The sequence below is a fragment of the Rhodoferax sp. TS-BS-61-7 genome (assembly GCF_002943465.1).
Lineage (GTDB): Bacteria > Pseudomonadota > Gammaproteobacteria > Burkholderiales > Burkholderiaceae_C > Allorhodoferax.
This window is the reverse complement of the sequence record NZ_PTQY01000001.1, coordinates 905,906-918,777: the sequence shown is the minus strand read 5'-3', so window position 1 is coordinate 918,777 and position 12,872 is coordinate 905,906. Positions and strand designations below refer to the sequence as shown.

Below are 12,872 nucleotides of genomic sequence, written 5' to 3'. Positions count from 1 at the left end.
CCATGCCACTCGTCGAAGAACGTAGTTTTTTTCAATTGGACAATCGCAAAACCTATCTGGTGGTCGACGACTATGACACGATGCGCCGTGTCACGGTGAACCAGCTCAAACTGTTGGGCGCAGAAAACATACTCACCGCGAACGACGGCATGCAGGCCCTGCGAATTTTGCGCAGCCAACACGTGGACATGGTCCTCTCCGACTGGAACATGCCCGTCATGACCGGAATCGAGTTACTCAGGACGGTCCGGGCCGATGAGCGTCTGTTCACCTTGCCTTTCATCATGATCACGGCGGAAGCAGAACGGCATCACGTCGAACAAGCGGTCTCCAGCGGTGTCAGTGCCATGTTGCTCAAACCCTATTCTCCCAACCAGTTGGGACACCGCCTGGAGCGGGCCGTGGCAGCCAAGCACCGCCGGATGACGGCGGTGGCAGTTTCAGAAACCTCGGCATCTATAGGCAAAGTCCAAAGCGGTCGTCCGCCGGATACCAGCAGCAAAACTGTGCGCGGAAACGCCGACCGCTTGACGGTTTTGGTGGTGGACGACACGCCGGACAATTTGACGCTGCTGAGTCACTTGCTCAAAGATGAGTACAGCGTGCGGTTGGCATCCAGCGGCCACAAGGCGCTGGAGATCTGCAGCTCGGATGAACCTCCAGACCTGGTTCTGCTGGACGTCATGATGCCGGAGATGGATGGTTTTGAAGTCGCAAAACGTATGCGAGAGCATCCCAATTCGGAGTCCACACCGGTGATTTTTATCACTGCACTCACCACCAGTGACGCCCGCATGCAAGGCATGGAGCTGGGGGCGGTGGACTTTATTACCAAACCGGTGGATCCCGCATTGCTCAAACCCCGTGTGCGCAACTTCATGCGGTATGTGCAACTGCGCAAGTCCATGCAGGCGGACTTCGATCAGATGGTGGAAACTGCACGCCTGCGTGAGCAGGTGGAGCACATCACGCGGCACGACATCAAAGGCCCGCTTGCCGGGGTGATGGGATTGCTGCAGGGCATGATCGCAGATGAAAATACCACCCGGCGCCAGGCCGAGATGCTGACCCTGGTGGAAGAGACCGCCATGACGATCATGAACATCGTCAATATGTCGTCGGAACTTCTGAAAATGGAGACCGGGCGCTTCGAGCTGAAAGCCGCACCGGTGGAGCTGGCCTCCGTCCTGCACCGCGTGGCTGAGTTGAACCGGCAGACTTTTTCTGGCAAGGAGATCACAATTTCCGTCGATGTTGATGTTCCCGTGGGCAGCGAGCCGCCGCGTGCCATGGGGGAGAGCACCCTGTGTTATTCGCTGTTCCAGAACCTTGCCAAGAATGCGTGCGAAGCCGCGCCTGAGGGCAGTAAGGTCAGCATCACCCTGGTCGACGAGGACCCGCTGCGTATCGTGGTGCGCAATGTGGGGGCGGTTCCTGCGGTCATCCGCGAGCGGTTTTTTGACAAATTTGTGACCTCTGGAAAACAGGGGGGAACGGGCTTGGGGACTTACTCCGCCAAGCTGCTCAGCGAGGCCCAGAAGGGTGGCATCAGCCTTGCGGTGGACGACAGCAGCAATACGACGTCTATTACTGTGACACTGCCTCGCTATGCATGAGCCGTTGGGTAACAAAGTTTAAGTCGGCGGATTCAAGTACAAAGCGCAACACAATGCAGTGTAAGAGGTCTGATGGGTAGGTTGTAAAACACCTCGTGGAGAGCGCAATAGCCCAGGCACTGGCGAGGCCAGTGATTGAGCAAGTACGCCGCCTCATTGACCTGAGCTTTGGGGACCTTGAGTAAATTGCGCCTCTTGGGGAAGAACTGGTGCAAGAGCCCATTGGTAAAGTCACAAGCCAATCTATTTTGAAAACGAATCGAAATTTGCCGGACTCTAGGAGTTCGCCCATGAAATGGGCTGCTAGGCCAATTAGATATTGCGCTAGAAGCTATTAATTTAATAGCAAGCCGTGGCCACTGGGGATTCCGCATTTGGCGTGTCTTGCTGGGCCACTAGGGTTTCGAATACGGGTATACCCTTGTGTGGCGGTGGGACTAGTTGGCTTGCAAACGCAAAATTTGTTGACGCCGCTACCATTGAAAACCATTTCAATCACAGCTGGCATCGCGAATCCTTGGTTCTTTCATAAGGCCCTTGCGAGGTGTTTTGTGCAAGGCAACCATGGCGCAACCTACTGTTACCGTTCTTGATCTCACCGCGAGCCTAGGGCTCCACGCGCTCACGCAGCTCGGCGTAGCCCATACCTCCGGGCCAGGGTTTTGGCCCCAAATTGCGTTGGGCAGTGGCACCACCCCGCTGCGCTTGGATTGGCACCGCCCAGAGAACAATCTGGACTTCACCGCCCAAGCTGCAGACACTGCAGCCGTCATTCTTCTTATCGGTCCTGGCTCCATCAACCGGCTGCGCGCCGTGCTGGAGTCGCTGGCAGCTTTGGAACTGCCCAAAATTTGGGCTTTCCTCATGCCCAATGCGCTCATGGAAGACGCGGTGTTCAAGGCGCTCCCCCCTGCGCAAGCAAAACGTATCCAGGTCTACAAGCTGCCGGACAGCAGCCCGCAGACCTTGTGGTTCATCTTGATGGAGCAACTGGGCAAGCTCGACTTCAAGGATTTTCTGACCCTTCAACCTTCCCCTTCCCCGAGAGACGATATGAGTTCCAATTTGAAGCAATGCATGATCGACACCATGACCATTGATGGCGCCCTGGCGGCCGCCCTGGTCGACTACCGCAGCGGCATGTGCCTGGCGCAAGCGGGTGGCGGCATGAATCTGGAACTGGCAGCCGCCGGCAACAGCCAGGTCGTGAAAGCCAAGCTTGCCACCATGGAGTCGCTGGGCCTGCGCCGCGGCATCGAAGACATCTTGATCACCCTGGGCGACCAGTACCACCTGATCCGCCTGGTGCCCAACAACGCGGGCCTGTTTTTGTACCTGGTGCTGGACAAAGCCAAGGGCAACCTGGCCTTGGCGCGCTACAAGCTCACGGATATCGAGCGCACACTCAAGGTGTGAGTGGCTGGCGGCCATTTGCGCGTCAAATGGGGCTCTAGCCCACGTAGGTATTGCGCTAGCAGCTACTGATTGCATAGCAAAAAGTTCTGCTGGTGACGCCACAGGCCGTGGAGTCGGCCCACGGTGTCGCATGGCGATTGACCGGCTTGGTCTCCCATACCAAAATGGGTGTGTTGGTTCTGCCCGAGGTGTCGGGTGCAGGAGGCGTCTCTCAACGGGGCCTCCAGGGCCGATGCGAGACTGGGTCTCGCTTTGGTCGACCACGCACACTTCCCCCATGGCCCCAAACGACGTCTACAACGAAAGAAGAATCGCCTTGCTCGGCCTGATGCTGCTGTCATCGGGGGCTTCTGCGCCGCTGTGGGCCGATGAAAAGAAACTCAGCGTTGTGACCGAGGAGTGGGCCCCGTACAACTTTCTCGAAGATGGTGTGCTCAAAGGATTTTCGGTCGAGGTGGTGCAGAACATCATTGAGCGGCTGAATTTGAAGATCGCGATTGAGATGTATCCGAGCATGCGGACCACATTGATGCTCGGCAGCGTGCCCGGGACCATGATGATCACCATGCTGAGGACACCGGAGCGTGAGGGAAAATACAAATGGATTGGACCCTTGGGGGATGGCGCCATTTATTTCTACAAGAAGAGCGGCAGTCCCTTGGAGATTGTCAGCTTGGACGATGCTAAAAAGGTCAAACTGATCGGGTGCCGGCATGCCGGACTTGTCTTCAACACGCTGAAGTCAGCCGGCTTTACGAACCTGGACCCAACCTCTACGGACGGGGAGTCCGTCTACAAAAAACTGCTGCTGGATCGGTGTGACTTGGCCATCAGCGATACGCCCCTGGGGGTGAAGCATGTGCTGAAGAAGTTGGCGGTGCCGGCCAACGCCCTGGTCCAGACCTCGGTCAAATTGGTGGGGGCACCGTTGTACATCGCGTGCAGCACAGACATTGCAGACCGTGACATTGCGCTTTGGCAAAAGGCGCTGGACGGATTGAAAGCGTCTGGCGTGTTCGCAGCCATACAAAAGAAGTACAGCGAATAACCTGACGTTCACGCAGCGACGTCGCAATCCCGAGTAAAAAGAGCCGCTAGCCCACATCGATAGTGCGCTAGCAGCTCCTTATTTCATAGCGCATTTTTGCGCCGTGCAGAATTTCTAAAACGGAAACTCAGGCCTCCCCGCCAAACCGCTTGGTGAGGTTGTCGATGTACTGCTCCACCATCTTTTCAAACTCGGCTTCGGCCACGGGGCCGGCCACCATCTTCATGAGGCCGGGCAGGGGCAGGGTCAGTTCGCCCTGAATCTCCAGCTCCAGCTTGGTGGACTTTTTGTTGTCGGTGATCTTCCAGCTGCCGGACACCAGTGCGTTGCCTTCGCCCTTCACCGGGGTCCACACCACGGTGCCCTTGGCCTTGTTGGACACATATTTGGACGCATATACCGTTTGCAGGCTGATGGAAGCGATGCCGATTTTTTCCATCTCCCAGCGGTAGGCGCCGCCGCCCAGGTCCACCAGTTGGTCGACCTTGGGGAAGTGGCTGGCCGAGGTGGGCACGTCGGACAACACCTCAAACACGTCGGCCGCCTTGGCCTTCACTTCAAATTCGTACCCCAGGTTGATCTCTACGGTAACGGCCATGGTGTCTGTCTCCTTGTTGTAAATGGTGGTCGGCGCATGTTACTGCGCCTGCCCGCAGCCGGGCTGGAGCTGGCTGTCTAGAACACGCACGTGTCAGTGGGGGCCGCGCAGGCGTTGCAGCGTGAGTTGCAGCAGGCGCGCGTCGGAGCTGGCGCGGTGGCGCTGGGTGCCACGTTCGCTGGCAATCTGCGCCTTGACGTCGTGCCACTGGTCGGCTTCCTGTTCGGTCAGCAGGCTGCGCAGGTTTTCCAGCTTGAAGCGGGGTGTCATCTCGGCCGCCTCAAACAGGGCCGAAAGCCAGGTGTAGTCATTGGCCCAACCGTCCGAATAGACGGTCTGGCCGGCCAACTGTTCGTTCAGGCGGCGCGCCACGTCTTTGGCGGGCAGGCCACGGGCCTGCAGCAGGTCGCGGGTGATGCGGTGCAGGGCGGCGGCACTTTCGTCCCAGTGGGTCCAGTCAACTTCGGGTTGCACCAGGGTGCAGTAGGCGTGGCCGTCGGGCAGCACATAGCCCACCTCAATCGGGTAGCTGCTGCGGCCCAGGCCAGAGGCTTCGATGTCCAGCACGGTGGGCGCGGTAGAGGGGAGGGGGGGATTGGGGTGGGCCAAAGGGGAGGGGTGCATGGGTAGGCGGTGCCTGCTGTTTGCCATTCTCCAGCAAGCTCTGCGCCAAACCTGTACGGGTAAGCACTAAGGCGCATACGCCAAACGGGTGACAATGGGCGCCTCTTTCACTTCTACCCCCACACGCCATGGCCAGCAGCCTTCTTGCCCTCCTTGACGACATTGCCACCATCCTCGACGACGTGGCCATCCTCACCAAAGTGGCCGCCAAAAAGACGGCCGGCGTGCTGGGCGATGACCTGGCGCTGAACGCCCAGCAGGTGGCCGGTGTGCGCGCTGACCGCGAGCTGCCCGTGGTGTGGGCGGTGTGCAAGGGCTCGTTGGTCAACAAGCTGATTTTGGTACCCGCGGCGCTGGCCATCAGTGCCGTGGCGCCTTGGCTGGTGACGCCGCTTTTGATGGTGGGCGGGGCCTTTTTATGTTTTGAAGGGTTTGAGAAGCTGGCGCACAAGTTTTTGCACCGCGCCGAAGACGACCAGGCCCACGAGGCGGAGCTGATGCAAGCGCTAGCCAATCCCGAGGTGGACATGCTGGCGCTGGAGAAAGACAAGATCAAGGGCGCCATCCGCACCGACTTCATCCTCTCGGCCGAGATCATTGCCATCACCCTGGGCACGGTGCAAGCCAGCCCGTTTGTCACCCAGTTCACCGTGTTGGCTGGCGTGGCCTTGTTGATGACGGTGGGTGTGTATGGCCTGGTGGCTGGCATCGTGAAAATCGACGACGCGGGCCTGTACCTGAGCCGACAATCCGGCAGCGGTTTGCAAGCGGTTGGCCGCGGCCTGCTGCGTACGGCCCCTGTCTTGATGAAGGTGCTGTCGGTGGCGGGCACGGCGGCCATGTTCCTGGTGGGCGGCGGCATTCTGGTGCACGGCCTGCCGTTTTTGCACCACCTGCTTGAAGGCCTGCCGCTGGGATTTTTGTGGGAAGGCGCCGTGGGCGTGGTGGCTGGCGCGCTGGTGCTGCTGGGGGTGATCGCGGTGCAGCGTGGGGTCAAGATCTTTAAACCGAAATAACAGTAAAAAGTGCCTTCAGCCCTCATGCCCAGTGCGCAAGCAGCTCCTAAATCCATAGCAACCGGTCTGTTTCTGGCCATCGCAGGGGCGATTGCCTTCAGCGGCAAGGCCATCATCGTCAAGCTGGCCTACCGCTACGGGGTGGACGCAGTCACGCTGATCATGCTGCGCATGCTGATGGCGCTGCCCTTCTTTTTGGCCATTGTGTGGTGGACTGGGCGCAAGGCGCGCCTGTCGGGCGTTGCCCTGCCGCGGCTGACCACCCACGACAAGTGGGGCATTCTGGGCCTGGGCATCACCGGGTATTACCTGGCCAGCTTTCTGGACTTTGCCGGGCTGGCCTACATTTCGGCCTCGCTGGAGCGGCTCATCCTCTACCTCAACCCCACGCTGGTGGTGTTGCTAGGGGTGGCGCTGTACGGCAGGCGCGTGACGGCGCCGCAGGCGCTCGGCATGGCCATCAGTTACAGCGGCGTGCTGCTGGTGTTTGGCCATGAGGTCACGTTGGCCGGGGGTGACGTGGCGCTGGGTGCGCTGCTGGTGCTGGGCAGTGCCATCAGTTATGCGCTGTACCTGTCGTACAGCGGCGAGCTGGTCAAGCGCCTGGGCTCACTGCGCCTGGTGGGTCTGGCTACCAGCGTGGCTTGTGTGTTGTGCATTGCACAGTTTGTGGTGCTGCGCCCGCTCAACACCGCCTTTGCGGTGGCGCCCGAGGTGCTGTGGCTGTCCCTGCTCAACGCCACCGCCTGCACCGTGGTGCCGGTGCTGATGGTCATGATGGCGATTGAACGTATTGGCGCCGGCCTGGCCGCGCAAGTAGGCATGGTGGGCCCCATGTCCACCATTGCCATGGGCGTGCTGCTGCTGGATGAACCCATGAACGCTTGGGTGGTGGGCGGCACGGTGCTGGTGCTGCTGGGGGTGTACGTGGTGAGCCGCCAGCGTGCCGTGGCACCGGTGACCGACTGATTTATTTTCTGGAGACAACACAATGGACTTGGGAATCAAAGGCAAATGGGCGCTGGTGTGTGGCGCCAGCAAGGGGCTGGGCCTGGGCTGCGCGCAGGCGCTGGTGGCCGAGGGTGTGAACGTGCTGATCGTGGCGCGTGGCGCCGAAGCGCTGGAACGCAGTGCTATGAATTTGGAAGCTGCTTACGCAGTATCCACGGGGGCTGAGGTGTTGTTTTGTGCCCAAGACATCACCACCGAGGCCGGCCGTGCGGCGGTGTTTGCCATCCGCAAAGACTTCGACATCGTGGTTACCAACGCGGGCGGCCCGCCGCCCGGCGACTTCCGCGACTGGGATCGCGAGGCCTGGATCAAGGCGGTGGACGCCAACATGCTCACCCCCATCGAACTCATCAAGGCCACAGTGGACGGCATGGCCGCGCGCGGCTTCGGGCGCATCGTCAACATCACGTCCAGCTCGGTCAAATCACCCATCGATATTCTGGGTCTGTCCAACGGTGCGCGCAGCGGGCTCACGGGCTTTGTGGCGGGCGTGGCACGCAGCAGCCTGGCGGCCAAGGGTGTGACCATCAACAACCTCTTGCCCGGCAAGTTTGACACCGACCGCATTGCGACCACGGTGAAGGCCGCAGCGGCCAAGACAGGCAAGTCGGTGGATGACATTCGTGCGGCGCAGCAGGCGCAGATTCCGATGGGGCGGTATGGCACGGCGGAGGAGTTTGGGCAGGTCTGTGCGTTTTTGTGCAGCCAGCAGGCGGGGTATATGACGGGGCAGAATGTGTTGCTGGATGGGGGCGCCTACCCTGGGACTTACTAGTTTTTTTGTACGGCTACACCGCTTTTTTGGACACCCACTCCCCCAGCCCCTCGCCCCGTCGGCGAGGGGAGCTTTTAACAGCCGATTTGGTGACTTTGCTCCGGCCAAGGTGCTACAGCAGATAGGCTGCCAGCGGGTGGGTATTCAACGGCCCGTGCCAACGGTTGTGGTGAATGGGAAAGTCCAGGCGCGGAACCACTGGCGTGCGCAGCCGCCAGCTTTGGCAAACACACCCCGCCGAGGTATCCGCAACCGTTGGCGCAGGCCGTGGAACGAACTAACAGTGGCAACCTCCCCCCGCTAGCCCGTCCCCGGCGTGCAGCCACAAAATATGGCTGTTAAAAGCTCCCCTCGCCGACGGGGCGAGGGGCTGGGGGAGTGGGTGTTAAAAAACGGTGCAGCCGCGCCAAAAAAGCACCGCAAGTAAGCCAAAAGAAGTCAAGACACCCCAGCCTGCGCCTGCGCCCGAAACACCTTGGGCGTGAGCCCAAACTGCTGCTTGAAGCTGCGAATGAAATAACTCGCGCTGGCAAAGCCGCAACACCAGGCCACCTCCTTGATCGCCGAACCATCTTCCGCCAACAACCGGGCCGCCCGCGCCAAACGCTGACGCAACACCACCTGCCACAGGTGTTCCCCCGTGCTGCGGCTGTACAGGTGCGACAGGTAGTCCGCCGTGCAGCCCAGTTCGTCTGCCAGGCTCGCCACCGTCAGGTCCACCTCGCCCAGGCGGTTTTGCACCAGCACACGCAGCTGGCCCAGCAGTGCAGGTTCGCTGGAGACAGTTTTTTGTGGCGCATCGAGCAGGCGCGAGACAGCGGATAAGGCAGTCAGCACCAGCGCGCGTTGCTGCACCTCCCACAGGCCGTGCGCGTCCTGCGCGGGTGGCTTGGCGGCGTCACCCAGCCAGCCTTCAATGCGAGCAGCCTCCACATGCGGGTACACCTCCAGGTACAGGTTGGCCGGGTGTCCCGGCCGGTCCTCGTGCGCCAGGTGGCACGACAGGGCTTGGTGGTCGGCATAAATCACCAGGTTGGAAAACGCCTGTGCGCCGTCTCCGGCCACCCACTCGTCGTGCAGCAACTTGGGTGGCATCAGCAGGGCCTCGCCAGCGCGTAGGGTCACTTCGCCCTCGGGGAAGCGGAACGTAGTGTGCCCCTGCACCTGCAAAAACAGCTCGGGGTTCAGGTGCAGGTGCCCGGCGCCGCGGGTGGTCCAGCCGCTTTGTGCGGGGGGCGACACCAGCCGCAGACGGCCGTCGGCCGCCCGGTGGATGAAGTCGTTCAGCACCGCCCGCATTTGCTGCGCATGTGCCGGGGCGGTCGGGTCATCGGGCGAGATGGCGGCCACGCAGCTGCAATCGGGTAGTGCCGGTGTTTCAAAGAATTTTGCTACTTTTGACATTTTGCTGGTATGGATAGACGTTGCCCTATGCGCCGCTAGTTCGTACGCTACCGCAGGAGTATTGCTTTCATTCTCCTGTGTTTCCAGAACCCCTGTTATTTCTCATGCCAACCAAGATTCCTCGTATCCATTCCCGGTTTTTTGCTACCCACTGCGTTCCCGGGAGCGTCACATGAGCGCTGCCGCCGTACACGGCACACCCGCCCAAATCCGCCAGGCCACCTGGGCCACACGTTCGCTGTTTGCCGCCTTGGGCGTACTCAGTGCGGCCTGGGGGGTGCACATTCCTTCGGTCAAGGCGCACTACGGCTTGGGCGAGGGCGCGCTTTCGCTGGTGCTGGTGGCGGCGGCCAGTGGCGCCGTGCTGGCCCTGTTTTTTGCGGGCCGGGTGATTGGCTGGCTGGGCGCGCGCAATGCGGCGGCGCTGTGTGCGCTGGTCATGGCGTTTTCTTTGGGCATGGCACTGCAGTGGCCCAGTTTTGCGCTGTTGTTGCTGTCTATGGTGGTGTTCGGGTCGTCCCTTAGCGTGTACGACGTGGCCATCAACACCGAAGGTTCGGCGCTGGAGTCTGCCGGTGGGCGACCCATCATGGGGGGCTTGCACGGCATGTTCAGTGTGGGCGGCATGGCCGGTGCCGCGCTGGCGGCCGGTTTGCTGCGTGGCGGCGTACCCGCCCCCTGGCAACTGACGGCCGTGGGGGTGGGCATAGCGGCTTGGGTGCTGGTGGGTTCGCGCTGGATGCTGCCCACTGCACCAGACACCGAAACCAGTGCCCAGAAGCCACACTTTGCCTGGCCGCGTGGTGCGCTGTTGGTCATTGGCCTGCTGATTTTTGCTGGCATGAGTGCTGAAGGTGTGATGTACGACTGGTGTGTGTTGTACCTGCAGCAGGAAGTGGACATGCCCCAAGCGCAGTCGGCCCTGGGTTACGCCGCGTTTTCTGGCGCCATGGCCACCATGCGTTTTGTGGCCGACAGCTTGCGCGCCCGTTTCAGCGAGCAGCGCCTGCTGCGCGCCAGCGGCACCACCACGGCGCTGGCCATGGCGGTGGTGCTGCTCAGTGGCAGCCCTTGGGTGTCACTGCTGGGTTACGCCTTCATCGGTGCTGGCTTGGCCATGGTGGTGCCCATTCTGTATGGCGCGGCCAGCCGTGTGCCGGGCACTACACCCGCGGCGGCCATTGCCGCGGTGTCGTCCATCGGCTACAGCGGCTTCATGATCGGGCCCCCGCTGATTGGCGGCATTGCCCAGCACGCCTCCCTCACCCTGGCCATGGGCGTGGTGGTGGTGGCAGCCACCATCCTGGCGCTCAGTGCCCACCGGGTGCCCGAGAAGGTGTGATTCGCGCTGGAGGGCTATTTGCGTGAGGACAGCACAATGCCCGAGACGATGAGCACAAAGGCCAGCGCGTGGTACAGCTTGGGTGTCTCGCCCAGGAAGGCCGATGACAGCACGGCGGTGAACAGCGGCGTGAGGTTGATGAAAAACCCGGCCACCGCGGGCCCGGCGCGTGACACACCGGCGCCCCACGACCCATATGCAATAACAGCCGGGCCCACGGCAATAAAAGCCAGGGCCGCAGCCAGCGGCCAGCTCCAGTCGATATGCGCCGGGGTTAGCGCCCACTCGCCCGCCGTGAATAGTGCCGACCAGCCCAGGCCAAACACCATTTGCCCCAGCAGAAACTGCGCCCAGTCGGCACGGATGGTGGCGGATTCCGGGGTGGGGTGGGCCAGCAGCCAGCTGTAGAAAGCCCAGGCCACCGAGGCCAGCAGCACATACAGGTCACCCGGCACCAGGCGCAGGTGGGTGATCACCTCCCAGTCGCCCCGGCCCAGCACCAGCACCACGCCGGCCATGGACAAGGCGGCCCCCAGCAGCTGGCGGCGTGTCACCGCCACCTTGAAAAACAGGCGTCCAATCAGCAGCATCCACACCGGCGTGCTGGCGCCCACCAGCGTCACGTTGATGGCCGTAGACGTGTTGAGCGCGAGGTACAGCAGCGCGTTGTAGCCGCCAATGCTGAACAGGCTGAGCCAGGCAAAACGCCGCCACTGCGGCCACAGGCCGCTGCCCGACCGCAGCACGGCACCAGCCAGTGGCAGCAGCAACAGAAAGGCAATGCCCCAGCGCAGCAGGTTCAGTGTCATAGGCGACACCATGGGTGCCACCAGGCGGCCCACCACGGCGTTGCCCGACCACATGAGGGGCGGGATGACGAGCAACGCAATCGCGGTGGGGGTAAGGCCTTTGTGCATGCGGGCGACTGTAGCAAGCCGGGCATGGCCTCGCTTGCGAGCGGCTGACGCGGGTTTCTGGCACCATCTGCGCCCACAAGCCCATCACCACTTTGGAGACTTCCCATGACTGCCATTTCTTCCCGCGCCATTCACATCGCCCAACACGGCGGCCCCGAGCAGCTGCAACTGGTGCAGGTGACGGTGGGCGAGCCCGGCCCTGGCGAAGTGCGCATCCGCCACCACGCGGTGGGCTTGAACTTCATTGATGTGTACCAGCGCACCGGCCTGTACCCGCAGCAGCTGCCCGTGCAATTGGGCATGGAGGCCGCAGGCGTGGTGGAGGCCGTGGGCGAGGGCGTGACGCACCTGAAAGTGGGCGACCGCGCGGCCTATGCCAGCAACCCGCCCGGCGCCTACTGCGAGGTGCGGGTGCTGCCCGCCAAGTGTGTGTGCAAGCTGCCCGATGCCATCAGTTTTGAGACCGGCGCGGCCATGATGCTCAAAGGCCTGACCGCGCAGTATTTGCTGAAGCGCACCTTGCCCCAGGGCGGGCTCAACCCCGGCGACTTTGTGTTGTTCCATGCCGCGGCCGGTGGTGTAGGCCTGATTGCCTGCCAGTGGGCCAAAGCCCTGGGCCTGCGCCTCATTGGCACCGCGGGTTCCGATGCCAAATGTGCTCTGGCGCTTGCCAATGGTGCGGAGTTTGCTATCAATTACGCAGCAGATGACTTTGCGGCGCGGGTCAAGGAGATCACCGGCGGCAAGGGCGTGAAGGTGGTGTATGACTCGGTGGGCAAGGACACTTGGGACAAGTCGCTGGACTGTCTGGCACCGTTTGGGCTGATGGCGAGTTTTGGCAATGCCTCCGGTCCGGTGGCCCCATTTGCGCCCGGCATGCTGGGCGCCAAGGGCTCCATCTACGTGACGCGCCAGACCCTGTTCACCCACATCGCTACGCGCGAGGCCACGCAGGCCATGGCGGACGACCTGTTTGCCGTGGTGCAAAGTGGAGCGGTGAAGATCCACATTGCCCAGCGTTACACGCTGGAAAACGTGCAGCAGGCGCATAAAGACCTTGAGGCACGTCAAACAACCGGCTGTACCATTCTGACCCTTTAGTCAG

General features: G+C 61.7%; 12 protein-coding genes. 8 read left to right on the top strand and 4 right to left on the bottom strand.

What is annotated here, in order from left to right; all coding sequences use genetic code 11:
• The first annotated feature begins 2 nt into the window (after nucleotides 1-2).
• The 3 genes from C5F53_RS04355 to C5F53_RS04345 all read left to right on the top strand — a co-directional run bounded on the left by C5F53_RS04355 (nucleotide 3) and on the right by C5F53_RS04345 (nucleotide 4,080).
• Nucleotides 3-1,616, top strand: a complete 1,614-nt coding sequence (locus tag C5F53_RS04355) for a hybrid sensor histidine kinase/response regulator (protein WP_105260065.1) — start codon at nucleotides 3-5, stop codon at nucleotides 1,614-1,616.
• A 1,053-nt stretch (nucleotides 1,617-2,669) separates the two neighbouring features.
• On the top strand, nucleotides 2,670-3,032 hold the full coding sequence (locus C5F53_RS04350) for a hypothetical protein (RefSeq protein ID WP_105260407.1): 363 nt from the start codon (nucleotides 2,670-2,672) through the stop codon (nucleotides 3,030-3,032).
• 277 nt (nucleotides 3,033-3,309) lie between these two features.
• On the top strand, nucleotides 3,310-4,080 hold the full coding sequence (locus C5F53_RS04345; RefSeq protein ID WP_161499884.1) for an ABC transporter substrate-binding protein: 771 nt from the start codon (nucleotides 3,310-3,312) through the stop codon (nucleotides 4,078-4,080).
• Nucleotides 4,081-4,207: 127 nt separating this feature from the next.
• Here the strand turns inward: C5F53_RS04345 and C5F53_RS04340 are convergent, their stop codons facing one another.
• Nucleotides 4,208-4,678, bottom strand: coding sequence for an SRPBCC family protein (locus C5F53_RS04340; RefSeq protein WP_105260063.1), 471 nt, complete (start codon nucleotides 4,676-4,678; stop codon nucleotides 4,208-4,210).
• 93 nt (nucleotides 4,679-4,771) lie between these two features.
• On the bottom strand, nucleotides 4,772-5,302 hold the full coding sequence (locus tag C5F53_RS04335) for a hypothetical protein (RefSeq protein ID WP_105260062.1): 531 nt from the start codon (nucleotides 5,300-5,302) through the stop codon (nucleotides 4,772-4,774).
• Between the two features lie 128 nt (nucleotides 5,303-5,430).
• On the opposite strand from C5F53_RS04335, the gene C5F53_RS04330 reads away from it, so the two are divergent.
• From C5F53_RS04330 to C5F53_RS04320, 3 genes are read left to right on the top strand one after another with little or no spacing between them, the layout of a single operon-like run.
• Nucleotides 5,431-6,318, top strand: a complete 888-nt coding sequence (locus C5F53_RS04330) for a DUF808 domain-containing protein (protein WP_105260061.1) — start codon at nucleotides 5,431-5,433, stop codon at nucleotides 6,316-6,318.
• A gap of 24 nt (nucleotides 6,319-6,342) precedes the next feature.
• Nucleotides 6,343-7,287 carry a DMT family transporter gene (locus C5F53_RS04325; protein ID WP_105260060.1) on the top strand — a complete coding sequence of 315 codons (945 nt, stop codon included), beginning with the start codon at nucleotides 6,343-6,345 and terminating at the stop codon, nucleotides 7,285-7,287.
• Between the two features lie 22 nt (nucleotides 7,288-7,309).
• Complete coding sequence (locus C5F53_RS04320) at nucleotides 7,310-8,104, top strand: SDR family oxidoreductase (protein ID WP_105260059.1); 795 nt, start codon at nucleotides 7,310-7,312, stop codon at nucleotides 8,102-8,104.
• Between the two features lie 438 nt (nucleotides 8,105-8,542).
• Here C5F53_RS04320 and C5F53_RS04315 read toward each other — a convergent pair whose 3' ends face one another.
• Nucleotides 8,543-9,508 carry a helix-turn-helix transcriptional regulator gene (locus C5F53_RS04315; protein ID WP_201740784.1) on the bottom strand — a complete coding sequence of 322 codons (966 nt, stop codon included), beginning with the start codon at nucleotides 9,506-9,508 and terminating at the stop codon, nucleotides 8,543-8,545.
• Nucleotides 9,509-9,680: 172 nt separating this feature from the next.
• Between C5F53_RS04315 and C5F53_RS04310 the strand changes: the two genes are divergently transcribed.
• Nucleotides 9,681-10,850, top strand: a complete 1,170-nt coding sequence (locus C5F53_RS04310; RefSeq protein ID WP_105260058.1) for an MFS transporter — start codon at nucleotides 9,681-9,683, stop codon at nucleotides 10,848-10,850.
• A 14-nt stretch (nucleotides 10,851-10,864) separates the two neighbouring features.
• On the opposite strand, the gene C5F53_RS04305 is transcribed toward C5F53_RS04310, so the two are convergent.
• Nucleotides 10,865-11,767 (bottom strand): DMT family transporter, encoded by a 903-nt coding sequence (locus C5F53_RS04305; RefSeq protein ID WP_105260057.1) that lies wholly within the window; start codon nucleotides 11,765-11,767, stop codon nucleotides 10,865-10,867.
• 105 nt (nucleotides 11,768-11,872) lie between these two features.
• On the opposite strand from C5F53_RS04305, the gene C5F53_RS04300 reads away from it, so the two are divergent.
• Nucleotides 11,873-12,868, top strand: coding sequence for a quinone oxidoreductase (locus C5F53_RS04300; protein ID WP_105260056.1), 996 nt, complete (start codon nucleotides 11,873-11,875; stop codon nucleotides 12,866-12,868).
• Nucleotides 12,869-12,872 lie beyond the last annotated feature (4 nt).